The 22,584-nt window shown below is 72.5% G+C and carries 22 protein-coding genes and 2 pseudogenes; 8 read left to right on the forward strand and 16 right to left on the reverse strand.

From position 1 onward, the window contains the following. Positions 1 to 8 precede the first annotated feature (8 nt). The 4 genes from ACFY9V_RS33325 to ACFY9V_RS33340 form a co-directional block, all read right to left on the reverse strand. On the reverse strand, positions 9 to 1,091 hold the full coding sequence (locus ACFY9V_RS33325; RefSeq protein ID WP_391164104.1) for a BadF/BadG/BcrA/BcrD ATPase family protein: 1,083 nt from the start codon (positions 1,089 to 1,091) through the stop codon (positions 9 to 11). Positions 1,092 to 1,094: 3 nt separating this feature from the next. Next, positions 1,095 to 1,934 (reverse strand): phospholipid scramblase-related protein, encoded by an 840-nt coding sequence (locus ACFY9V_RS33330; protein ID WP_355343755.1) that lies wholly within the window; start codon positions 1,932 to 1,934, stop codon positions 1,095 to 1,097. A gap of 25 nt (positions 1,935 to 1,959) precedes the next feature. Next, entirely contained in the window at positions 1,960 to 2,637 is a 678-nt protein-coding gene (locus ACFY9V_RS33335) for a uracil-DNA glycosylase (RefSeq protein ID WP_391164105.1), read from the reverse strand. Positions 2,638 to 2,735: 98 nt separating this feature from the next. Next, a complete protein-coding gene (locus ACFY9V_RS33340; RefSeq protein ID WP_391164106.1) occupies positions 2,736 to 3,830 on the reverse strand; it encodes a tRNA-dihydrouridine synthase in 1,095 nt (364 codons plus the stop codon). Between the two features lie 207 nt (positions 3,831 to 4,037). Here ACFY9V_RS33340 and ACFY9V_RS33345 point away from each other — a divergent pair, with 207 nt between their 5' ends. Then, positions 4,038 to 4,412, forward strand: a complete 375-nt coding sequence (locus ACFY9V_RS33345; RefSeq protein WP_391164210.1) for an ArsR/SmtB family transcription factor — start codon at positions 4,038 to 4,040, stop codon at positions 4,410 to 4,412. Positions 4,413 to 4,585: 173 nt separating this feature from the next. Here ACFY9V_RS33345 and ACFY9V_RS33350 read toward each other — a convergent pair. From ACFY9V_RS33350 to ACFY9V_RS33375, 6 genes and pseudogenes are all read right to left on the reverse strand, one after another. Then, positions 4,586 to 5,959: pseudogene (locus ACFY9V_RS33350) on the reverse strand (FAD-dependent oxidoreductase). A gap of 96 nt (positions 5,960 to 6,055) precedes the next feature. Then, positions 6,056 to 6,742: a TetR family transcriptional regulator gene (locus ACFY9V_RS33355; RefSeq protein WP_391164107.1), complete on the reverse strand. Its 687-nt coding sequence runs from the start codon at positions 6,740 to 6,742 to the stop codon at positions 6,056 to 6,058. Positions 6,743 to 6,969: 227 nt separating this feature from the next. Continuing rightward, positions 6,970 to 7,674 (reverse strand): HAD-IA family hydrolase, encoded by a 705-nt coding sequence (locus ACFY9V_RS33360; protein ID WP_391164109.1) that lies wholly within the window; start codon positions 7,672 to 7,674, stop codon positions 6,970 to 6,972. A gap of 23 nt (positions 7,675 to 7,697) precedes the next feature. Continuing rightward, the gene (locus ACFY9V_RS33365) at positions 7,698 to 8,636 is read right to left on the reverse strand and encodes a M48 family metalloprotease (RefSeq protein WP_391164110.1); all 939 of its coding nucleotides are present in this window, start codon (positions 8,634 to 8,636) and stop codon (positions 7,698 to 7,700) included. Between the two features lie 81 nt (positions 8,637 to 8,717). Next, positions 8,718 to 9,329, reverse strand: a complete 612-nt coding sequence (locus ACFY9V_RS33370; protein WP_355343777.1) for a DUF5134 domain-containing protein — start codon at positions 9,327 to 9,329, stop codon at positions 8,718 to 8,720. A gap of 361 nt (positions 9,330 to 9,690) precedes the next feature. Beyond that, positions 9,691 to 10,575, reverse strand: a pseudogene (locus ACFY9V_RS33375) (DMT family transporter); the annotation flags it as partial. On the opposite strand from ACFY9V_RS33375, the gene ACFY9V_RS33380 reads away from it, so the two are divergent. Together ACFY9V_RS33380 and ACFY9V_RS33385 are read left to right on the forward strand one after the other, a co-directional pair. Next, positions 10,574 to 12,001, forward strand: a complete 1,428-nt coding sequence (locus tag ACFY9V_RS33380; protein WP_391164111.1) for an aminotransferase class I/II-fold pyridoxal phosphate-dependent enzyme — start codon at positions 10,574 to 10,576, stop codon at positions 11,999 to 12,001. The pseudogene ACFY9V_RS33375 and the gene ACFY9V_RS33380 sit on opposite strands and share 2 nt — an antisense overlap. A 221-nt stretch (positions 12,002 to 12,222) precedes the next feature. Then, positions 12,223 to 12,756 (forward strand): GNAT family N-acetyltransferase, encoded by a 534-nt coding sequence (locus tag ACFY9V_RS33385; protein ID WP_391164112.1) that lies wholly within the window; start codon positions 12,223 to 12,225, stop codon positions 12,754 to 12,756. Between the two features lie 78 nt (positions 12,757 to 12,834). Here ACFY9V_RS33385 and ACFY9V_RS33390 read toward each other — a convergent pair whose 3' ends face one another. The 4 genes from ACFY9V_RS33390 to ACFY9V_RS33405 all read right to left on the reverse strand — a co-directional run bounded on the left by ACFY9V_RS33390 (position 12,835) and on the right by ACFY9V_RS33405 (position 16,267). Continuing rightward, a complete protein-coding gene (locus ACFY9V_RS33390; protein ID WP_391164113.1) occupies positions 12,835 to 13,662 on the reverse strand; it encodes an ATP-binding cassette domain-containing protein in 828 nt (275 codons plus the stop codon). After that, the gene (locus ACFY9V_RS33395) at positions 13,659 to 14,537 is read right to left on the reverse strand and encodes an amino acid ABC transporter permease (RefSeq protein ID WP_355343789.1); all 879 of its coding nucleotides are present in this window, start codon (positions 14,535 to 14,537) and stop codon (positions 13,659 to 13,661) included. Before ACFY9V_RS33395 ends, ACFY9V_RS33390 begins: the two co-directional genes overlap by 4 nt. Next, the gene (locus tag ACFY9V_RS33400; RefSeq protein ID WP_391164114.1) at positions 14,534 to 15,454 is read right to left on the reverse strand and encodes a transporter substrate-binding domain-containing protein; all 921 of its coding nucleotides are present in this window, start codon (positions 15,452 to 15,454) and stop codon (positions 14,534 to 14,536) included. The genes ACFY9V_RS33395 and ACFY9V_RS33400 overlap by 4 nt, the downstream gene beginning before the upstream one ends. 141 nt (positions 15,455 to 15,595) lie before the next feature. After that, positions 15,596 to 16,267, reverse strand: a complete 672-nt coding sequence (locus ACFY9V_RS33405; RefSeq protein ID WP_355343795.1) for a glycerophosphodiester phosphodiesterase family protein — start codon at positions 16,265 to 16,267, stop codon at positions 15,596 to 15,598. A gap of 234 nt (positions 16,268 to 16,501) precedes the next feature. Here ACFY9V_RS33405 and ACFY9V_RS33410 point away from each other — a divergent pair, with 234 nt between their 5' ends. The 4 genes from ACFY9V_RS33410 (at position 16,502) to ACFY9V_RS33425 (ending at position 20,447) form a co-directional block, all read left to right on the forward strand. Further along, positions 16,502 to 17,899, forward strand: coding sequence for a DUF6421 family protein (locus tag ACFY9V_RS33410; protein ID WP_355343798.1), 1,398 nt, complete (start codon positions 16,502 to 16,504; stop codon positions 17,897 to 17,899). 23 nt (positions 17,900 to 17,922) lie between these two features. Continuing rightward, positions 17,923 to 18,681 carry an SDR family oxidoreductase gene (locus ACFY9V_RS33415; protein WP_355343801.1) on the forward strand — a complete coding sequence of 253 codons (759 nt, stop codon included), beginning with the start codon at positions 17,923 to 17,925 and terminating at the stop codon, positions 18,679 to 18,681. Further along, positions 18,660 to 19,751 (forward strand): beta-eliminating lyase-related protein, encoded by a 1,092-nt coding sequence (locus tag ACFY9V_RS33420; RefSeq protein WP_391164115.1) that lies wholly within the window; start codon positions 18,660 to 18,662, stop codon positions 19,749 to 19,751. The genes ACFY9V_RS33415 and ACFY9V_RS33420 overlap by 22 nt, the downstream gene beginning before the upstream one ends. Before the next feature lie 93 nt (positions 19,752 to 19,844). Further along, a complete protein-coding gene (locus ACFY9V_RS33425; RefSeq protein WP_391164116.1) occupies positions 19,845 to 20,447 on the forward strand; it encodes a transglutaminase domain-containing protein in 603 nt (200 codons plus the stop codon). A gap of 43 nt (positions 20,448 to 20,490) precedes the next feature. Here ACFY9V_RS33425 and ACFY9V_RS33430 read toward each other — a convergent pair whose 3' ends face one another. Both ACFY9V_RS33430 and ACFY9V_RS33435 read right to left on the reverse strand, forming a co-directional pair. Next, entirely contained in the window at positions 20,491 to 21,237 is a 747-nt protein-coding gene (locus ACFY9V_RS33430; RefSeq protein ID WP_355343810.1) for a lysophospholipid acyltransferase family protein, read from the reverse strand. Between the two features lie 159 nt (positions 21,238 to 21,396). Next, positions 21,397 to 21,804 carry a DUF4395 domain-containing protein gene (locus ACFY9V_RS33435; protein ID WP_355343813.1) on the reverse strand — a complete coding sequence of 136 codons (408 nt, stop codon included), beginning with the start codon at positions 21,802 to 21,804 and terminating at the stop codon, positions 21,397 to 21,399. Positions 21,805 to 22,009: 205 nt separating this feature from the next. On the opposite strand from ACFY9V_RS33435, the gene ACFY9V_RS33440 reads away from it, so the two are divergent. Beyond that, on the forward strand, positions 22,010 to 22,423 hold the full coding sequence (locus ACFY9V_RS33440; RefSeq protein WP_391050214.1) for a thioredoxin domain-containing protein: 414 nt from the start codon (positions 22,010 to 22,012) through the stop codon (positions 22,421 to 22,423). Positions 22,424 to 22,584: the final 161 nt, after the last annotated feature.

The following is a 22,584-nucleotide window of genomic DNA, read 5'->3' on the forward strand; positions in this document are numbered from 1 at the left end:
TGTCCGTTTCACCGCTCACGTTCGGTCATTGAACGAGTCTGAGCTGTGCCGGAACGCGCCGCGTCGGCACCGGAACGAACTGGTGCGGTACGCGAACGTGCCGGTGCGGCACGGGAGACGAGCCGCAGCAGCGCGGGGTCGGCCGGAAGCGGCAGCGCGTCCCGGTGCAGCGCCCCCGCGATCAGCAGCGCGCCGTCCAGCGGATCCCCGGCCGCCGGTACGAGCCTGGCGTCCGGCAGCATCCGCCCGGCCCGCTCACGCAGCGGCCCGAGCAGCGGCTCACCCATCTTGAACAGGCCACCGGTCAGCGCCACGTCCACCGCGGCGGCGTCCGGCCGTACGGCAGCCGCCGACTCCAGGATGTGCGTCGCGGCGGCCCGCAGGATGCCGGAGGCCACCGGATCGCCCCCCGTGGCACAGGCGGCCACGTCGGGCGCGAACGAGGCCAGCACGGCGGGCCGGTCGGGGCGCGGGTAGAGCCGCGCGGGCATCCCGTCGAGCGGCCCGAAACGCTCCTCCGCGCGGGCCAGCAGCGCCGTGGAGCCGCCCGCCCTGCCGTCGTGCGCGCGCATCGCCGCGTCCAGGCCCGCGCGGCCGATCCAGGACCCGCCGCCCGCGTCGCCCAGCAGATGGCCCCAGCCGTCCGCGCGCAGCCAGCCGCGGCCGTCGGCCGCGGTGCCGAGCGCGATCATGCCGGTCCCCGCGGCGACGACGACGCCCGGCCGCAGACCGAGCGCGCCCGCGTACGCGGTCACCGCGTCACCGGCCAGCGCCAGCGACTCCACCCCGAAGGCGGCGGCCAGGGCGTCGGGCAGCACGGCGCGCAGGTCGGTGCCGAGTGTGGCCATACCGGCCGCGCCGACGCATGCGGCGGCCAGCGTGCCGGCCCCGGCCTTGTCCAGCAGGCCGTTCACCAGGGGCACGACCTGGTCGAGCAGGCTCGCGGCGTCGATCCCGCGCTCGCCGGTCACGGCCGGGCGGGCCGAGACGGCGGGCGCGGACACCTCGGTGCCGTCGGCGCGGGCGACGGCCACCCGCACACCGGAACCGCCGGAGTCGATCCCGAGCACCCAGTCAGCGGAAGCGGGCACGGATCAGCCGAGCCCGCGCGAGTCCTGCTTGAGCGCGGTGTCCACGGTCAGCGCCGAGGCGACGACCATGCTCAGCAGCGGGTCGGCCAGCGGCCGGTGGATCTGGAGGACGTAGTTGTCCGCCGTGGTGAACATGGTCTTGGCCAGGCCCTCCCACGTCTTGGTGATCCGGCCGATCTCCGTCTCCGTGTGGTCCACGATGGCGAAGTTCCACGCCCGCCAGTTCTCTGCCTTGATGGCACCGATCTGCTGGCCGTTGTACATGAACGCGAACTTGATCTTGCCGAAGGCGTTCTGCTGCACGATCTCGCCGAGCGGCTCACCGTTCGAGCGGTGCACCAGCACCTTGGACTTGATGAACTTCGCGGGCCGGGTGAGCACCAACTGCGGCTGCCCGTGCGCGTCCCTGACCTCCAGCTTGTGGGTCAGGAACTGGTCCACGCTGGAGACGAAGCGCAGCACCTTCTTCGCCGTGCTCTGCCCGATCTCGACGACCGAGCCGAGGGTACGGCCCTGCTGGTCGAAGACGCTGTACTCGTTGACCAGCTCGATCAGCTTGGCCTTCTGGTTCACCACCAGGATCGGCTCGGTGAACAGGGTGCCGCCGCCGAACGAGGTCGGCGCTATCCCGGCCTGCTGCTGCACCTGGCGCTGGACCTTGGACGGGTCGGGGGCGCCGCTGACATTCACCTCCCACGCGTTGCCGCCGCCTTGCTGCTGCTGCGGAATCTGGCCGGGGTTCGTGTGCTCCGTCCACTGTTTGCCGTCCCAGTAGCGGAGCAGATTCGGAGTGCCTTGCGGGTCGGCGTACCAGCCCGCCGGAGTATTGGGATGCGTCGTCACCCGGGCAGAGTACCGTCAAGACATGTCAGGGAAGGAGCCAGTCGACCGGCTGCGCACCCTGCCGGACCAGCAGATCATTGGCGCGGCTGAAGGGCCGCGAGCCGAAGAAGCCGCGGTCGGCCGACATGGGGGAGGGGTGCGAGGACTCGATGGCGGGCAACTGCCCGAGCAGCGGTCGCAGATTGCGGGCGTCCCGGCCCCACAGCACGGAGACCAGCGGACGGCCCCGGGCGGCGAGCGCCCTGATCGCCTGCTCGGTGACCTCTTCCCAGCCCTTGCCGCGGTGCGCGGCGGGCCGCCGGGGCGCGGTGGTCAGCGCCCTGTTGAGCAGCAGCACACCCTGCCGGGTCCACGGCGTGAGATCCCCGTTGGACGGCCGCGGCAGCCCCAGGTCGGAGCCCAGCTCGCGGTAGATGTTCTCCAGACTGCCCGGCAGCGGCCGTACGTCCGGCGCGACGGAGAAACTGAGTCCCACCGCGTGCCCCGGGGTCGGATACGGGTCCTGCCCGACGATCAGCACCCGCACGTCGTTGAAGGGCTGCTGGAACGCGCGCAGTACGTTCGCACCGGAGGGAAGGTACGTACGCCCCGCGGCGATCTCGGCGCGGAGGAAGTCCCCCATCGCCGCGATCCGGTCCGCCACCGGTTCGAGCGCCTTCGCCCAGCCCGCTTCGACGATCTCGTTCAATGGTCGCGCTGTCACGGTCCGTCACTCTACTGGCTCAACGGCCGTGCCGCGGACGGGGATCGGACCCGCCCGCGCAACGACGCCGCCGATGGCGGACCGCCGGGCAGGACCGGTCAGATACCGGCCCGGCGGAAGGCCCGCCCGTACTGCTGCGGCACCGCCACCTCGGAGCCCAGCTCACGGGCGGCGTGCAGCGGCCAGTTCGGCGTACGCAGCAGTTCGCGGCCGAGCAGGACGGCGTCGGCCTGGCCGGTGGACAGGATCGTCTCGGCCTGCCGGGGGTGGGTGATCTCGCCGACGGCCGCCACCGGCAGGCCGGTCTCGGCCTTCACGCGGGCCGCGAAGGGCACCTGATAGCCGGGGCCGAGCGGAATGCGTACGCCCGCGGCGTTCCCGCCCGTGGACACGTCGAGCAGGTCGACCCCGCGCACGAGCAGTTCCTTGGCGAAGCGGACCGTCTCGTCCGCCGTCCAGCCGCCGTCCTCCAGCCAGTCGGTGGCCGAGATGCGGAAGAACAGCGGCAGTTCCTCCGGCCAGACCTCGCGCACGGCGTCGACCGTCTCCAGCGCGAACCTGATCCGGTTCTCGAAGGCGCCGCCGTAGCCGTCGGTGCGGTGGTTGCTGTGCGGAGAGAGGAATTCGCCGATCAGATAGCCGTGCGCGCCGTGCAGTTCGAGCACCTCGAAGCCCGCCGCGAGCGCGCGCCGGGCCCCGGCCACGAACTGCCCGACGACGTCCCTGATGTCCGCCTCCGACAGCTCGGTCGGCACCTTGGACTCGTCGGAGAACGCCACCGGGCTCGGCGCCACCGGCTGCCAGCCGCGCTCGTCCGTGCCCAGCGGGCCGCCACCCGCCCACGGCCGGTCCGTGGACGCCTTGCGTCCGGCGTGGCCGATCTGGATGCCGGGCACGGTGCCGTGGTCCTTGAGGAAGCGGGTGATCCGGCTGAAGGCCGCCACCTGGTGGTCGTTCCAGATCCCGAGGTCGGCGGGGCTGATCCGGCCCTCGGGGCTGACCGCGGTCGCCTCGACCAGGATCAGTCCGGCGCCCCCGACCGCCCGCGACGCGTAGTGCGCGAAGTGCCAGTCGCCGGGCGCTCCCTCGTCGGGCCCCTCGGTCGCCGCCGAGTACTGGCACATCGGCGCCATCCAGGCCCGGTTGGGAATGGTCACGGACCGCAGGGTGAAGGGCTCGAACAGCGCGCTCACGGCACTCTCCTCGTCGTCGGACTCCGTCGCGGGGCTCCACCGGTCGGGGCCTGTCGCCGCGCACTGGTGACGGCTTCTACGATAGACGCCGTAGTACGGCAGGCGTCAAACTACGACGAGTATCGTAATATGACGTTCATGACACTCCCGATTCCGTCCCACGCGTCACCGGCACCGTCACCGGCACCGTCACCGGCACCGGCACCGTTGTCGTCGGCGCCAGCCGCAGGTGCCGACGCCCCGGCCGCCGCCGGGCGCGCGCTGGAGCACCCCGGCGCCGGGGAGATCCGGCTCGAAGAGGTGCTGCACGCGCTGTCCGACCCGATGCGGCTGATCGTGGTCCGCAATCTGGCCGCGGCCCACGGTGAAGTGGCCTGCTCCGACGTGCCGTTGCCGGTCAGCAAGTCCACGACCACGCACCACTTCCGGGTGCTGCGCGAGGCGGGCGTCATCAGCCAGATCTACCGCGGCACCTCCAAGATGAACGCGCTGCGCACGGACGACCTCGAAGCGCTCTTCCCCGGTCTGCTCGACCGCGTCCTCGACGCGGCGGCCCGCCAGGCGGCCCGGCTCGACGGCTGACCGTGGGGCGTCGGGCACCTGGATCCAAAGTCTGTATCCGAGTGCCTGTATCCGAGTCCCTGTATCCGAGTCCCTGTATCCGAGTCCCTGGATTCGAGTGCCCGGATTCGAGTGCCCGGATTTCGAGTGGCTGGATTCGACGCGCCTCGATCCATCCCGTCCGTGACGGGGCCTCAGGCCGGTCCCTCGGCGGGCGGCGACGACGAGTGGGCCGCCGCCGTCAACAGCCCTTCCCAGTCGGGGATCTTGACCGTCCCCCGGTCCAGGGAACGGCCCCACTCCGCCTCCGCCGCCTCGATCGCCAGCCAGCCCCGCCAGGCAACCGGCCGTACGCCCGCGGCCCGCAGCCCGGCCAGCGGATCGGCCGACAGCTCTCGCGTCAGCAGACCCGGCGCGTCGGCGATCAGCGCCGCCGCGGTCTCCTTGGCGCACGGCCGGTTGGTGCCGATCACACCGGTCGGCCCGCGCTTGATCCAGCCCGCCACGTACTCGCCGGGGGAGGGCGTACCGTCGCGCAGCACGCGGCCCGCGTCGTTCGGCACCACCGCGCCCCGAGGGTCGAAGGGCAGGCCGGGCAGCGGCACCCCCTGGTAGCCGACCGAGCGCAGGACGAGTCCCGCGTCGATCTCCTCGCCGCCGCCTGTATCGGACACACCGCCGCTCCCGTCAGGACCCGTTCGGGTGAAACGGACCGCGCGCACCCGCCCGGCCTCGTCGGCGAGGAACGCGGTGGGGCGCAGGAAGAACCGCACATGGAGTCGGCGCAGCCGTCCCCGCGGCGGCTGCGCGGCCCACGAGCGCAGCACCTCCACATTGCGCCGGGCCGCCGTCGGCAGACCGGAGGGGTCGGCGTATGCCGGGTCGAGCGCCAACTCGTCCTCGCGCACGATCACATCGGTGTCGGCCAGCGCGCCCAGCTCACGCAGCTCCTTGGTGGTGAACTTCGCCTGCGAGGGTCCGCGCCGCCCCACCATGTGGATGTCGGTGACGCGGCTGTCGGCGAGCGCCCGCAGCGCCGCCTCCGGTACGTCGGTGCGCCGCAGTTCGTCCGCGCGCCGGGCCAGCACGCGCGCCACGTCGACCGCGACGTTCCCCACGCCGATGACCACGGCCGAGCGGGCCCGCAGCGCGAAGCCGTCCGGCGGCTCGTCGGGGTGCGCGCTGTACCAGGACACGAAGCGGGTCGCCGAGTAGCTGCCGGGCAACTCCTAGCCGGGCACGCCCAGTTTGCGGTCGGTCGCGGCGCCCACGCAGTAGACCACCGCGTGGTACAGGCCGAGCAGCCGCTCCGGCGTCAGCGGCGCGGGCCCCACGCCGATGTTGCCGAGGATGCGGACCCGCGGGTCCTCCAGCACCTTGCGCAGGCTGCCCTGGAGGGACTTGATCTTCTCGTGGTCGGGCGCGACACCGTATCTGACCAGGCCGTACGGGCACGGCAACCGGTCGAGCACGTCAACCGCGACATCCGGCACCGACTCCTGACGGGTGAGCGCGTCCGCGGTGTACACCCCGCTCGGACCCGAACCGACGACTGCGACGCGTAACACGACGGTGCTCCCTTCGGCGGGATGTCACCAGCATGCGCCCTCCGGACGCGTCGCGGCAGAGCGCAGCACCCGGCGGCCCGGTCGAGGCGCACGGTTTCAGCCCACCGGTCGCCGGTCCCCGCCGTCCCCGCCGCCCCCGTCCCCGCCCGCGCCGGCCTTCGCGGGGGCCACCGCGCAGTCCTTCGGCGGCACCCCCAGCGTCCACTCCAGCCCGTACCGCTCGAAGAGTTCGGCCCGCAGCCGCGACAGCGGCATCGGAGCGCCCGGCAGCAGCAGCGCCACGGTCGCGCCCATCAGCAGCGCGCGCAGCAGCCGGTACTCCGCCTCGGGACCCTCGGGTCCCGACACGATTCCCGCGCCGTCCACCGCCTGGCTCAGCAGCGCCGCGAGCTTCTGCTGCTCCGGGCACTGGATGAAACCCTCCGCCTGGAGGATCGACGCCATGTGCGTACGCATCAAGGTGGTGTGCGTCTGCGTGAGGCCGAGGACCGCGTCGATGGCCCGCGCCAGCCGTTCCTGGCCGTCCTCCGACCGCGGCTCGCGGTCCAGCGCGGCGGCCAGTTCCATGTGCATCAGCCGGTGCACGGCGGACTGCAACAGTTCGCGCTTTCCCGCGAAGTAGTACGAGACCAGGCCGCGTGCCGACCCCGCCCGCTGGGTGATGTCCGCCAGCGTGGTGGCCGCGTAGCCGCGTTCCTCGACCAGCTCCACGGTTGCCTGGAGCAACCGTTCCCGGGAACGCTGACGCATAGCTTCATTGACCGATGCGCTCCGAGGGGACATTATTTACTCCTGCGTTGACTGGCTGCGAGCCAATATACTCAGCGCAACCCGGCGGGCTTCGCCCTGTCCGGGAAACGGGGGATGGTGCCGGGCCCGGCGGCGCGGGGGATCGCCGGGACCGGCGCCGATCCCGAAAGCGCTTGTCATCGAGGCTCGTGTCCTGAAAGCGCTTGCCCCTTCAGCGGCCGGTTCATGAGCGCTCGGCGCGTACGGTGCGCGGTGCCGCATCAGCCCGGTCGGTAGCCCAGTCGGTCCAGGACGCCGAGCAGCGCGTCGGGACGTGCCGTCACCGGCAGATGGTCCACCAGGAACACCGGGCAGCCCAGCGCGGCGGCGGCGCCGTCCGCCGCACGGCTGTCGCCCACCATCGCGACGTCCGCGGGCTCCAGTCCGAGCCCGTCGCAGGCGATCCGGAACAGCCGCTCGTCCGGCTTCTGGACGCCGTGCTCGAAGCTCAGCGCGAAGACGTCCACCAACTCGTCCAGCCCGTGCTCCCCGAAGACCGGCCGCAGATCCCATCCGATGTTGCTCACCACCGCCACCGGCACGCCCCGGTCCCGCAGGGCCCGCAGCACGCGCTCGGTGTCGGGGTACGGATTCCACGCGGCGGGCGCCATGTGCCGGTCGTAGAGCGCGTCGTGCACATCCCAGGGGAGCGCGACGGTACGGGACAGGCCGCCGTACGCCGCCCGGTGCTCGGCCGCGTTGGTGTCGCGCCGGGCCCAGGCCGCCGCCAATCGCGGCGGAATCCGCTCGGGCGGTCCGCCGCCGGGCAGCGCGCCCGCCCGCTCCAGCGTTCCGGCGTACGCCGCGACCTCGTCGTCGGTGGCCGTGACGCCCTCGGCGGTGAGCGCCGACCGCAGCCAGGACTCGGCCGCTTCGACCCGCATCAGGGTGCCGGAGAAGTCGAACATCACGCCTTTGACGGCCATGGCCCCGCCTCTCCCGCCGCCGCTCAGGTCAGCGCGCCGAGGCCGGGGCCGAAAGCGATCAGCAGCGGGACGGCCGGGACCAGCAGCGCGAAGGCCGTCATCCGCACCCGTTGGCCGAGCGGCAGCCGGGGCGCGGGATCGAGCAGCCGGTGCACGCGGCCGGGCAGCGCGGCGAGCGGCGTGGGGCAGGGGCCGAAGACACCGCGTTCCGCGTTGAGTTCGACCAGCGCGAGGGCGGTGGTGAGGCGGCCGAAGCGGCGCGAGGCGGTGTCGTCGGCCGCCAGTTCCACCAGGTGGTGCACCTGGTCACGGAAGGCGGCGAAGACCGGCACCTGCGGGAAGCCGCCCGCGAGCGCGCCCGAGCAGTGCAGCAGTACGTCGTGCCTGGCGCGTACGTGTCCCTGCTCGTGGGCCAGCACGGCGTCCAGTTGGCGGCCCTTCAGGCGGCGCAGCGCGGCCGTGGTGATGACCAGTTGGGGCTCGGCGCCGGACAGCCACCAGGCGTCGGAGCGGGCGTCCTCCAGGACCACCAGACGCTCGCTGGGCGTGACGGTCTCGCCGGGCAGTCGGGGCGCGCGCACGCGGAGTTCCGCGCGGCGCTGCTTGCGCCGCGACCGTGTGCCGCGCACCTCGCGGGTGAGCATCGCCGCGGTCCACACCCCGCCGAGCGCGAGCAGGACGGCGATGGTCCCGGCCCAGCGGCCGTACTCGGACAGCGCGTAGGCGTCGACCACACCGCTCGGGGCGAACGCGAAGAGATTGCCGCGGACCGCGGCCCAGGCGGCCGAGGCGGAGAGCGCCATGGCCAGCACGCAGCACAGCAGTACGGCGGCGACCACACACTGCCAGACCCACAGGGCCAGCACCGGTTCGCGTTCCGGCCACTTGGCACGGGACAGCAGACGCGGCGCCATCGCCGCCGCAAGTGCGCCGAGAATCAGCAGCACGAACGGGACCGTCATGGTGATCAGCCTAGGAGGCGCGCGGTTCACGGGGGACGGACCACGACCCGATGTGACGCATGACTCACGGCAGCGAGTCCGTCACAGGGTCAGCAGCATCGCGAACATCCCCAGCGCCATCGCCACCCGGCAGGCCGCCGCGACCTCCGGCGCGTGCCGCAGCGGGACACGGTCCCGGCCGCCGCCCGCGCCTCCTTCCGCCTGGCCGGTGGATATCAGCGGGCCGCCGCCCGGCGCGCCGTGCGCCTGCGCTGGGAGCGCGACCAGGGTGGTGCCGCTGCGCAGGACGTAGCCCGCGAAGTAGAGCAGCAGCAGGCCGGTGAGCAGCGGGGTGCCCGCGCCGGTGGCCGCCATGTGCTCGGCGTGGCCGCCGTGCGCCGACGCCGCCCCGCCCATCGCCACGGCCATGTAGACCATCGCGGCCGAGCACACGGAGTGGTGCAGATGGTGGCCGGGCCGCCGGACCAGCAGCAGCGCCCGTACCCCGGCCAGCGCGAAGACCACGCCGAGGACGACGGCGAACAGCGGCGTCCCCCACGGCCGCGGGTCGAGGACGGACATCGGGACGGCCATCACCGCCATGCCCGCCGCCATCACCGCCTCGTCGCGCGCTTCGCGGCGCAGCAGGCACGCGACCGCGGCGACGGTGCTGAGCGCCACGAGCAGCCAGGCCACCAGCGGTGGTCCGTGCATGCCGTCCTCCCCCTCATCCTCACGCCTCTTCGGCGCGCCCCGGTCCGTGCGGTGACCCTCGGCCGGTCCGGTCCGGTCCGGTCCGTGACGTCCGGCCCGGTCCAGTCCGTGACGACCGGGCCGCCGGACGGTTGTTCGGCGGTCCCAGGAGAACTGCCCAGGTCCGAGGGCGCACACCCGAGCGCATCGGGGTAGTCGGGGGAGCGTGTCACCGCGGCGCGCGCCGTCGCGGATCGCCGTGTGCCACGATCTCGTGCGCGTCGCCCGACCGCAACGCCTCCGGGCCGGCGTCCGGCGCCTCGGCCCCGCGCGCCCGCGCCGCGGCCCGCGACCTGCGTACTTCCCGCGCCTGCCGGGCGCCGGAGCGCTGTGTGACGGCCACGCAGACCAGTACGGCGAGCGCCGCGGGCGGTGTGGCGCGGCCCAGGTGCTCACCGAGCAGCGCGGCGGACCACACCAACGTCAGCACGGGCTGGGCGAGTTGGAGCTGGCTGGCCCTGGTCACCCCGATCGCCGCCATGCCGCGGTACCAGACCATCAGGCCGAGGAACTGCGACACCACCGAGACCCACACCAGCCCGCCGACCGACTCGCCGGTCAGCCGTACCGGCTCCAGCGACAGCGACACGACCGCGGCGGGCAGCGTGAGCGGCAGCGTACCGACCAGCGCCCAGCCGACCACCTGCCAGCCCGGCAGCACCGACGCCAGCCGCCCGCCCTCCACGTAACCGGCGGCGCAGACCAGCAGCGAGGCGAAGAGGAAGCCGTCCCCGGCGGTCGGCGCGCCGCCGCTCTCGCCGAGCGAGAAGGCGGTGACCACCGCCGCGCCCGCGACGGCCGCGATCCAGAACGTACGGGACGGCCGCGCACCGGTGCGCACGGCCGCGAGCACCGCGGTGCACAGCGGGAGCGCGCCGACGACGACGGCGGCGTGCGAGGTGTCGGTGGTGCGCAGCGCGAGGGTGGTCAGCAGCGGGAAGCCGATGACGACACCGCAGGCGACCACGGCCAGTCCCGCCCAGTGCTCCCGGTCCGGCACCTTCGCCCGGCCCGCCGCGAGGAAGGCCCCGGCGACCGCGGTGGCCAGGACCGCCCGGACCGTCACCGCCGACCAGGCGCCGAATCCGCTCAGCGCCCAGTGGGTGGAAGGGAAGGTGAGCGAAAAGGCGGCCACACCGAGACAGGCGAGCGCGGTGCCCGCGACCGCTACTGAGGTGCGGGGAGTAGCGCTATTCTTATCCTTCATGAATGACGATAGCAGTGCCGGTGCGCTGGCAGAATCCCTCCGAGGAGAGCTGGACCGCTTCTCACCGGGAGCGAAACTGCCGTCGAGCCGGGCCCTGGTCGAGCGGTTCGGGGTCAGTCCGGTGACGGTCTCGCGGGCGCTGGCGACGCTCGCCGCGCAGGGACTGGTCGTCACCCGGCCCGGCGCGGGCACCTACCGGGCCGCCGAGGGCGCGGCGACCACCAGCGCCGTCGACACCTCCTGGCAGCAGGTCGCGCTCACCGCGGAGGACCCGGACGTGGCACCGCGCGTGGTCGACGCCTCCGGAGTGCTGGGCTGCCTGGTCGGCCCGCCGCAGGGCGTCATCCCCCTCAACGGCGGCTATCTGCACCCCGGCCTCCAGCCCGAGCGGGCGCTCGGCGCCGCGCTGGCCCGCGCCGCCCGCAGGCCCGGCGCCTGGGAACGGCCGCCGCTGGAAGGGCTCACCGCGCTGCGGAACTGGTTCGGCCGCGAGGCGGGAGTCCCGCCCGCCCAGGTGCTGATCACCTCCGGCGGGCAGGCCGCCCTCACCACGGCCCTGCGCGCGCTGGCCGCGCCGGGCTCCGCCGTACTCGTCGAATCGCCCACCTACCCCGGCGCGCTCTCTGCCGCCCGCGCCGCGGGGCTGCGGCCGGTGCCGGTCCCGCTCGACGCGGACGGCGTCCGGCCCGATCTGCTCGCCGATGCCTTCGAGGCCAGCGGCGCGCGGGTCTTCTTCTGCCAGCCGCTCTTCCAGAATCCGACCGGCGCGGTGCTCGCCGCCGGGCGCCGCCGCCAGGTACTCGACATCGCGCGGGCGGCGGGCGCCTTCGTGGTCGAGGACGACTTCGCCCGGCGGCTCGGCCACGGCGACCCACTGCCGCCGCCCCTGGTCGCCGAGGACCCGTACGGCACCGTCGTCCACTTCGCGTCGCTCACCAAGCCGACCTCGCCCAATCTGCGCGTCGGCGCGCTGATCGCCCGCGGCCCGGTGATGGAACGGCTGCGCGCCATCCAGGTGGTCGACAGCTTCTTCGTGCCCAGGCCCCTCCAGGAGGCGACCCTGGAACTCGTCGGCGCGCCCTCCTGGCCGCGCCATCTGCGCGCCGTCACCACCGCACTGCGCGAGCGGCGCGACGCCATGCTCGCCGCGCTCCGGCACCGCCTGCCGGAACTGGTCCCCGACCCGGTGCCCACCGGCGGCTACCACCTGTGGCTGCGGCTGCCCGACGGCACCGACGAGACCGCGCTGACCGGCGCCGCGCTCCGCGCGGGCGTGGCCGTCGCCCCCGGCCGTCCCTATTTCCCCGCCGAGTCGCCCGCCCCGTACATACGGATCACCTTCGCCTACACCACGGGCGCCGCCGAGATCACCGAAGGCGTCCGGCGCTTCGAGCTGGCGCTGCGCGAGACCGCCCCCGCGCTGTGAGCACCAGCCCTGTCGCGAAGCCCTTCCGCGCGCCGCACACGCGTCCTTCCGCGCGCCGAGCACGCGCCCTTCCGCGCGCCGCACACGCGTCCTGTCGCACGCCGAACCCGCGCCCTGCCCCACGTCGAACACGCGCCCCGTCACGCGCCGACGCCGCCCGCCCGCGAAGACCTCGGCAGGACCCGTGAGCGCGGCCCGGACCTGGGGATAGCCTTGCCCGCATGGATATCGCCGCTCCCCGCTTCCGCGCCGCCACCCCCGACGACGTCCCCGTCCTGGTCGGGCTGATCGAGTCCGCCTACCGCGGCGACGCGAGCCGCGCGGGGTGGACGACGGAGGCGGACATCCTTCAGGGGCAGCGGACCGACCCCGAAGGCGTGCTGGCCGTCATCGAAGGCGCGGACAGCAGGCTGACGGTGGTGGAGTCCGCCGACGAGGTGGTGGCCTGCTGCCAGCTCGAACACCGCGGCGACCACGCGTACTTCGGGATGTTCGCCGTACGGCCCGCGCTCCAGGGCGCCGGGCTCGGCAAGGTGATCCTCGCCGAGGCCGAACGGTTCGCCCGCGAGGAGTGGGACGTCGCCGAGCTGCACATGACGGTGATCTCGGTCCGCGAGGACCTGATCGCCTGGTACGTCCGCCGCGGCTACCAGCGCACCGGGCAGACCAGCCCCTTCCCGTACGGCGAGGAGCGCTTCGGGCTGCCGACCAGGGACGACCTGGAGTTCGAGCTGCTCACGAAGAAGCTGGTCTGAGACCCGGACGCCCGCCACCCGATCCACCCGTGCCACCCGGTACCCGGCGCCCCGAACCCGGTCGCCCGGCGCCGGCCGTCACAGCCGTCCCGCCTCCGTGATCCGGCGCAGGAAGTCCCGCGTGCGCTGCTCGGCCGGGGCGCCGAACACCTCGGCGGGAGTGCCGCGCTCCAGGATCACGCCCGCGTCCAGGAAGCAGACCTGATCGGCGACATCGCGGGCGAACGCCATCTCATGGGTGGCGATCACCATCGTCATGCCCTGCTCCTTCAGGTCGCGGACCACCGACAGCACCTCGCCGACGAGCTCCGGGTCGAGCGCCGCGGTCACCTCGTCGAGAAGCAGCAGCCGCGGCCTGGTCGCGACCGCCCGCAGGATCGCCACCCGCTGCTGCTGGCCGCCGCTGAGCCGGTCCGGATACTCCGCGGCCCGGTCGGCGAGCCCCAGCCGGGCCAGCAGCTCCCGTGCCCGCTCCTCCGCCTCGCCCCGCGGCACCCCGTGCACCCGGCGCGGCGCCAGGGTGATGTTGTCCAGCACCGTCATGTGCGGGAACAGGTTGTACGCCTGGAAGACGACGCCGATCCTGCGCCGTACCGCGTCCTGGTCGGCCCGCGGGTCGGTGATGTCCTCGCCGTCCAGGAAGATCGCGCCGTCGTCGATCTCCTCCAGCAGATTCGCGCAGCGCAGCAGCGTGGACTTCCCTGAGCCGGACGCGCCGATCAGCGCCGTGACCGTGTGCGCGGGCACGTCGAGCGCGATGTCCCGCAGGACGACGGAGGAGCCGTACGTCTTGCGGACCGACTCCAGCCGCAGCACGGGCGTGTCCCGGCTCCGGTCCGGGTCGGCCAGGTCCCGCGCCTGGGGCGGTACGTCCTTGGCGAGCCGGTCCCCGCCCGTGCCGCTCATACGACGCCTCCCTGCGACTGCCGCCGGTTCATTCTGGCCGTCACCCAGTCGGTGAACCGCGTCATCGGGATGGTCAGCGCGACAAAGATCAGCCCCGCGACCACGTACGGCGTGTAGTTGAAGTCGCGGCTGGCGATGATCTGCGCCGCGTAGACGGCGTCCACGGCGCCCGCGATCGACACCAGGCCGGTGTCCTTCTGGAGCGACACCAGGTCGTTGAGCAGCGGCGGCACCACGCGGCGCACGGCTTGCGGCAGCACCACGTACCGCATCGTCTGCGCACTGCTGAGGCCGAGCGAGCGGGCCGCGGCGCGCTGGCTCGGGTGGACGGTCTCGATCCCGGCCCTGAACACCTCGGCGACATAGGCGGTGTACGTCAGGCAGAGCGCCAGGCCGCCCAGGAGCACGGGGTCGTTGGTGACGCCGCTCAGCCGCAGCGCGGGCACGCCGAAGACCACCGCGAGCAGGCAGATGATCAGCGGCAGCCCGCGGAAGAAGTCCACGTACGCCGTCGCCAGGGCGCGCAGCGGGAAGAACACCGGGCCGCGCAGGGTGCGCACGACCGCCAGCAGCAGCCCCGCGACCAAGACGACGGCGCCGCACACCACCATCAGCCGCAGATTGAGCCAGAGGCCCTGGAGCACGTCCGGCAGCGCGAGCCGCGCGTAGTGCCCGTTGAGGAACGTCTCACGGGTGCGCTGCCAGCCGGGCGAACTGACGATCAGCCCGATCAGCACCCCGGCGGTCGCCAGGGTGCTGACGCTCGCCACTACCAGGGCGCGGCGGCCGCGGGCGCGTCGGTACAGCTCGCGCTCGATTCGCCGCGCGGACGGCTGGTACGTGTCGACCTGCGCGGGGTCGTCCCGCACGGTCATCCGAGCACCGGGGCGCCGACGGCGTCCGACAGCCACCGCTTCTCCAGGGCGGCCAGCGTCCCGTCGCCGTGCAGGGCGGTGACGGCCCGCGAGACGCACGCGGTCAGCTTGCTGCCCTTGTCGAGGACCAGCCCGAACTGCTCGGGCGAGGAGCCCGCCGCCGCGAACTGCCCGACCACCTTGGCGTCGGTGACCTCGGCCCCGGTGATGTAGAAGGCGGTCGGCAGGTCGACCACGATCCCGTCGACCTGGCCGTTCTTGAGCGCGGCCACGGCGAGGTCGTTGCGCTGGTAGACGGCGGGCTGCTTGGCGGGCTTCACCAGGTTGTCGATGACGTCCAGGCTGGTGGTGCCCACCTGGGCGCCGAGCTTGGCGTTCTTCAGGTCCGCGACGCTGTGCGCGTTCGCGATCTTCGAGGTCTTCAGCGCGACGACGGTCTGCCGTACGTCGTAGTAGCCGGGCGAGAAGTCGACGGCCTTCTTGCGCTCGTCGTTGATCGAAACCTGGTTGATGTCGAAATCGAAGTTCTTGGCACCGGGCGCGAACGCCTTGTTGAAGGCGACGGTCTGCCAGACGACCTGGTCCGGCGCGTAACCGAGCTGCTTGGCCACCGCGTACGCGACCGCCGACTCGTACCCCTTGCCGTTGGACGGCTTGTTGTCCGAGAACCAGGGGTCGTACGCCGGATTGTCGGTGCCGACGGTGAGCTTGCCGGGGGTACGGGTGGCGAGCGTGCCGGGCGCGCACGACGCCGTGGTGGCGGTGGTGGTGCCGGTCGCACCGGCCGACGCCGCGGAGGACGAGGGACCGGCGTCGGTCGTGTCGTCCTGGGGCGAGCAGCCGGCCAGTGCGAGGGTGAGCAGGGCAGCCGCGGCGAGCGCGGCACGGCGCGGGGACAGCGAGATCGCGGGACGCATGGCGGGACCTTGGCACCGCGCGGGCGCGTCTGTCCACGCGATTCGGCCAGTTGTCCGGATGCCGGACCTTTGTGTCCGGCACATTGCGCGGGGCCGCGGGACCGCGGCGCGCCGGGATGACGCCGGTACGGTACCGCGGCGCTACGCGATGGCCGGTTCCTCGGGGAGGTCGGTGGCGGCGCCGTCCAGCCGCAGCGCGCGGGCCAGGGCCCACTCCTGCGCGGTGTTGACGGTCCAGGCCATGACGGCGATGCCCGCGGCCTGGCAGCGCTCGACGACGTCCAGGTTCACCTGCCGCAGTTCCAGGCTGACCAGGCGGGCGCCCACCGCCTGGGCGCGGGTGACGATCTCCGGGCCGAGGTCGCTGGCGACCAGCACCGTGCGCACGTCGGGCAGCAGCGTACGGATCTCGGCCAGCGCCTCGTCGTGGAAGGACAGCACACTGACCCGGTCGGTCGCGCCGTGCGCGCTCAGGGTGTCGGCCAGCGCGCGGGCCGCCGCCACGTCCTTGATCTCGGCCTGGATCGGCCGGCCGACCGCTTCGAGGACCTCCTCGAAGACCGGTACGCGCTCGCCGAGCCCGGCGTCCAGGCCGCGGATCTCGTCCAGCGTGAGGTCGCGGACCAGGCCGGCGCCGTCGGTGGTGCGGTCGACGTCGGCGTCGTGCATGACGATCAGCGCGCCGTCCTTGCTGAGGTGCAGATCCAGCTCGATCTGGTCCAGGCCCGCCTTTTCGGCTCGGCGGAAGGACCGCAGGGTGTTCTCCGGCTCGACGCCCATGACCCCGCGGTGGCCGACGGTGAGGAAGCTCATACCGGCACCCTAGCGAGACCGGGCGACGGCGGGCCGAACACGCCGTGACGACTCGGGACCGCGTGCTCAAGCGGCCCCTATGCGCAAGTTTTAGTGACCCATCCCGGCAGACGACAGGAAGAACAGCGGCCTGTCGACCATCAGGCAGGACAATCTCCACCGGCTCCCCTTGATGGATCAACAAGGTCACGGATACGGTGTCCGGACGACAGTTTCTTTTGTGGAGGAGGGGTCATGGGCGAAGTTCTTTCGGCGAAGGTGGCGGACGGCGGCGGTACGTCCGGCGTGGGCATCGTCGGCCACCCCGCGTGGGCGGTGCTGAAGCAGGCCGTCGAAGCCATCAGGCCCTGGCAGCGCAAGGACGGCTCCATCGACTTCGAGGCCGAGGGCGCGCCCAGCAAGGACGACGCCGAGCGGACCGTGCGCCGGGTGACCGAGTCGGTCGAACAGCTCTCCCCGCTCCTCCCGCACGACGCCGAGTACCACCGCGCCCTGGTCGCCGACCTGCGCCGCTGGTCCGACGACGGCTTCGGCGTCCCGGACTTCCTCGACTCGCTGCTCGCCTTCCAGCCCGCGGCCGACCGCCGCGACGGCCTGCCGCACCTGGTCGTCTTCCCGATGTACACGCAGAACGGCAACCCGGACCGCAACCTGGAGGCCGTCGCCCTGCGCGTCGTCTGGCCCGACTGGCTGGCCGAGCTGGAGCGCAATCGGTACGACAACCCGCTGTTCGTACCGATCACCTTCGAGGACTTCACCCCCGGTTACGACACCAACTCCGCGGTGCTCTTCCCGGAGACCGTCGCCGTCCGCGAGGCCCCCGAGCGCTGGACCTGGGGCGCGATCTTCTGCGACCGCGAGGCCGCCCGCTTCCGCGCGGTGACCGCCGCCGCCGTCGACACCCTCGGCCTGGAACTGCCCGAGGAAGCGGCCCGGCTGATCGCCGACCAGGACCTGGCGCAGCAGACGTACGTCCTGTGGGACATGATCCACGACCGCACGCACAGCCACGGCGACCTGCCGTTCGACCCGTTCATGATCAAGCAGCGCGCGCCGTTCTGGATGTACGGGCTGGAGGAGCTGCGCTGCGACCTGACCACGTTCAGGGAGGCCGTGAAGCTCCAGGCCGAGGGCCACCCGATGGGCCTGGGCGTGCAGTACGCGATCCTCTTCGACCGGCTCTTCCGCTTCCCGGTCACCGGTGAACGCGTCCGCAACTACGACGGACTCGGCGGACAGCTCCTCTTCGCGTACCTGCACAAGCACGACGCCGTACGCTGGACAGACAACACCCTGCACATCGACTGGGAGCGCGCACCGCAGGTCACCAACCAGCTCTGCGCCGAGATCGAGACGCTCTACCGGGACGGCATCGACCGGCCCAAGCTCGTGCACTGGTTCGCCGCCTACGACCTGGTCGCCAGCTACCTCTCCCCGCATCCCGGCTCGGTCTGGGCGAAGGGCCCCGACGCCCTCGACCTGTCCCAGCCCCCGCGCAAACTCGTGGACGACGTGCTGGCGGACGAGTTTCCGCTCAGCATGTTCTACGAGGCCCTTGCGAAGAAGCTGCGGACGGTGATCACCTCGACCAAGGGAATCACCGGCGAGAGCTCACTTCGGGGCGCCGCGTGACCGGTGCGGCCGAGGAGGCGGACATGACGACCGACACGTACACGGGTGGTCTCGACGGAGCGGTGATCGCCGTGGCGGGCGCGGGCGGCCCCGCGGGGCGGGCGGTACTGCAACGGCTCGCACGCGAGGGCGGCCATGTGATCGCCGCCGACGCCGACCCCGAGCGGCTGGCCGAGGCCGTCGACGCGGCGCGCTACGACGCGGGCGGCGCCGACATCACCGGCGAGATCGTCGACCTGCTCGACCTGGAGGCGACCCAGGACTGGGCCGGCCGGATCGAGAAGGACCACGGCAGGGTCGACGGCCTGGTCCACCTCGTGGGCGGCTGGCGCGGCTCCGCGTCCTTCCCCGAGACCGACCTCGGCGACTGGGACGTGCTGCACAAGCTGCTGATCCGTACCGTGCAGAACACCTCGCTGGCCTTCCACGACGGCCTCATGCGCAGCCACGGCGGCCGGTACGTGCTGATCAGCGCGTCCGGCGCCACCACGCCGACCGCGGGCAACGCCGCCTACTCCGCGGCCAAGGCCGCGGCCGAGGCGTGGACGCTCGCGCTGGGCGACTCCTTCCGCAAGCTCGGCGGCGCCGACGGACCCACGGCCGCGGCCACTGTGCTGGTGATCAAGGCGTTGGTGCACGATGAGATGCGGGCCACGCGCCCGAACGCCAAATTCGCCGGCTTCACCGACGTGCGCGACCTCGCCGAGGCCATCGCGGACGTCTGGGACCAGAGCCCTACGGAAGTGAACGGGACCCGACAGTGGCTGACGCCCCGACCGTGACAGAGCAGCTCGCCAGCGACGCCGTGCGCCGCCACGACCCGCAGGTGCGCGGCTTCGCCAGTGACAACTACGCCGGGGTGCACCCGGAGATCCTCACCGCGCTCGCCCTCGCCAACGGCGGCCATCAGCCCGCCTACGGAGGGGACGAGTACACCGGCCACCTCCAGGAGGTCTTCCGCGGCCACTTCGGCCCGCGCGCGGAGGCCTTCCCGGTCTTCAACGGCACCGGCGCCAACGTGACGGCGCTCCAGGCCGTCACCGAGCGCTGGGGCGCGGTGATCTGCGCCGAGTCCGCGCACATCCACGTGGACGAGTGCGGCGCCCCCGAGCGGGTCGGCGGCCTGAAGCTGCTCACCGTCCCGACCCCGGACGGCAAGCTCACCCCCGAGCTGATCGACCGGCAGGCGTACGGCTTCTCCGACGAGCACCGGGCCCAGCCGCAGGTCGTCTCGATCACCCAGACCACCGAACTGGGCACCTGCTACACGCCCGAGGAGATCAAGGCGATCTGCGACCACGCGCACCAGCTCGGCATGGCCGTGCACCTGGACGGCGCGCGGATCGCCAACGCGGCGGCCGGCCTCGACGTGCCGCTGGCCCGCTTCACCACCGAGGCGGGCGTGGACATCCTCTCCTTCGGCGGCACCAAGAACGGCCTGCTGCTCGGCGAGTGCGTGGTCGTCCTCAGCCCCGAGCGGGTGCGCGCCATCGACTACCTGCGCAAGCTGTCGATGCAGCTCGCCTCCAAGATGCGGTTCGTCTCCGTGCAGTTCGAGGCGCTGCTCTCGGGCGACCTGTGGCTGCGCAGCGCCGCCCACGCCAACGCGATGGCCCGCCGCCTGGAGCAGGCCGTACAGGGCGTGGACGGGGTCACCGTGCTGCGGCCCGTGCAGTCCAACGCCGTCTTCGCGCTGCTGCCGCGCGAGGTCAGCGAGCGGCTGCAGAAGCGTTACCGCTTCTACTTCTGGGACGAGTCGACGGGCGAGGTCCGCTGGATGTGCTCCTTCGACACGACCGAGTCGGACGTGGACGGCTTCGCCGCCGCGCTCGAGGAGGAGATGCGGGCCTAGGGCCTGTCCTGCGGCCCGGAGTCGGCCGCATGAGTATGCGGTTGGCGGTAATTCGATTGATCGAGTGGTCGGCGGTTTCCTAGGCTCCCGCATATGGAGCTGATCCTGGAGACCGCCGACCTCTCGGCGTATACGGCCGCCGACGACGTCATCGACCACGGCCACCCGCGAGTGCGCGACACCGTGGACACGCTGCTGGCCCGTACCACCGGACCGCATGACTATGCGCGGGCCGCCTTCGTATTCGTCCGCGACACGATCCCGCACTCCTTCGACTCCGGCGACGACCGCGTCACCTGGCGGGCCTCCGACGTGCTGGAGCAGCGCACCGGCATCTGCTACGCCAAGTCGCACGCGCTGACGGCGCTGCTGCGCGCCGCGTCCATCCCCGCCGGGCTCTGCTACCAGCGGCTCACCGACGACGACGGTACGGACCCGGTGGTCCACGGCCTGATCGCCCTGCTGCTGCCGGGGCGCGGCCACTGGTCACGGCTGGACGCGCGCGGCAACAAACCCGGCGTCGACGCGCGCTTCTCGCTGGACGAGGAACGGCTCGCGTGGGCGGTGCGCCCGGAGATCGGCGAGGCCGACTATCCGCTCGTGCACGCGGCGCCGCCCACGGCCGTACTGGAGGCCCTGCGCGGCGCGCGCGACCGGTCGGAACTGGCCAGGACGCTGCCCACCGAACTGCCGTGAGGACGCCGTCGCGTCCCGCGTCCCGCGTCCGGAGGGTCCCGCCTCAGCTCGGCTGGGGCTGCTGCTCGCGGTCCCTGGCCGCCGCTTCCTCAGGCGTCGGGGCGGTGCCGCCCAGATGCGCGGGCAGCCACCAGCGGTCGGCGGGGCCCGAGGGCCTGCCCGGATACGTACGCTGCGCGTCGTCCAGCAGCTCCTGCACCCGCAGCCGCAGCCGCCGGGTGAGCGCGCCCGCCTTCTCGTTCTCCTGCGGGCGCATCTGCTCGCCGATCCGCAGCGTGATCGGGAACTTGCTGCGGCCCAGATTGCGCGGGTGCCCCTTCGTCCACAGCCGCTGAGTGCCCCACAGCGCCATCGGCAGCAGCGGCACACCGGCCTCCATCGCCAGCCGGGCCGCACCCGACTTGAACGACTTCAACGTGAACGACTGCGAGATGGTCGCCTCGGGGAAGACCCCGATGATCTCACCGCCGCGCAGCGCGTCCAAGGCGTGCGCGTACGCGTGCATGCCCTCGGAGCGGTCCACCGGAATGTGCTTCATGGCGCGCATCAGCGGACCCGACACCTTGTGCCGGAAAACCGATTCCTTCGCCATGAAGCGCACCAGGCGCTTGGCGGGCAGCGTCGTCAGACCGCAGAAGACGAAGTCCAGATAGCCGATGTGGTTGCTGACGAGCAGGGCGCCGCCTTGGCGGGGGACGTTCTCGGTGCCCCGGATGTCGAATTTGAGCCCCTGCACCTTGAACATGGTGCGGGCACAAGCGATCACCGGTGGGTAGACGAGTTCGGCCATGTCGGGGCACCTGCTCTCTCCGGGGCGGCGCTCCCGGCGGAAGTTACGCGCCCGTAAGTTGTTCGGCCGCTGAGCGATGGTGCCCCGCCGGCGGGCCCCCTGTCATCCCGGGGACCGGTGCCAAGGCGAGATTCTTCTCACGACCTGCGGCGGAACCCATCAGGCTGCTGCCCGTTTCAGCAGCAGATACACCTCGCACCCCAGGCAGTAGGCGAAAGCGGCGTTGAGGAAGGCGGCGGCGAGCGCGCACGCGGTGGCCGCCAGACCCAGCCACTGCGGGCCCACCAGATAGCCGATGACACCGATCACGGAGAAGCCGAAACCCACCGCCTGCGCGAACCGCGGCGGGGCCGCGTCCTCGGTGCCGGGCGGCGGCCCCAGCCTGGGCCGCACCAGGGTGCGGAAAACCCAGCCGTACGGCGAATTCTGCACTCCGGCCACCGCTCCCACGGCGAAGACCGCGGCCTGAACGGCCAGCAGCCAGCCGCTGCCGGTGATCAGCACGACCGCCAGCACCACCGTGGTCAGGGACGCACCGAAGCGGGGCCCTCGTACATCGATCTCCATGACTGAAATAATGGCCGACCAGCGACGGAACGCGACCGCGGGAATCATTGCGTTCGCATGAACGCTGCACGGATCGGAATGACGCGGGCGGGAAGCCGCCGGACGTACGACCGTGTGTGTGACCGGACGTACGACGGTGTGTGACCGGACGTATGAGCAGGCGTATGAGACGTACGAGATGTGTGAGCGGACGAGGAGCACGGCGTTGACGGGACTGGTGGTCTGCCTGGCCGTACTGCTGGCCGCGAGCGCCTACGGGCTGGTGCACCGGCGCAGGGACGGGAGAATCCGGGTGCGGACGAAGGACGGCGACGAGCGGCTGACGGCCGCTGACCTCGGCGGGCCGCTGGGGGAGCGCGCCACCCTGGTGCAGTTCTCCAGCGCCTTCTGCGCGCCCTGCCGGGCCACCCGGCGCGTGCTCGACGAGGTGGCGGGCATGGTGGACGGCGTCCGGCACGTCGAGATCGACGCCGAGGCGCACCTGGAGCTGGTCAGGCGGCTGAGCGTCCTCAAGACCCCGACCGTGTTCGTCCTCGACGCGGACGGCGCGATCGTGCGCAGGGCCGCCGGTCAGCCGCGCAAGGCGGACGTGATCGCCGCGCTGGGCGCGGCTGTCTGACGAGCCGGGCGGGCCGGCCGATCTGAGGGGCTGTCAGCCTCCGGGGGAGCGCGGTGTGACGGAAATTCCATATTCCGGGCGGGTCTTGACGTGACCCCGTCCGAATCGTCACTCTGACGTTATGTCGCACGACCACTTTCTGTACGCGTATCTGTACGCGC

The organism is Streptomyces sp. NPDC008317 (assembly GCF_042955955.1).
Classification (GTDB): Bacteria; Actinomycetota; Actinomycetes; order Streptomycetales; family Streptomycetaceae; genus Actinacidiphila.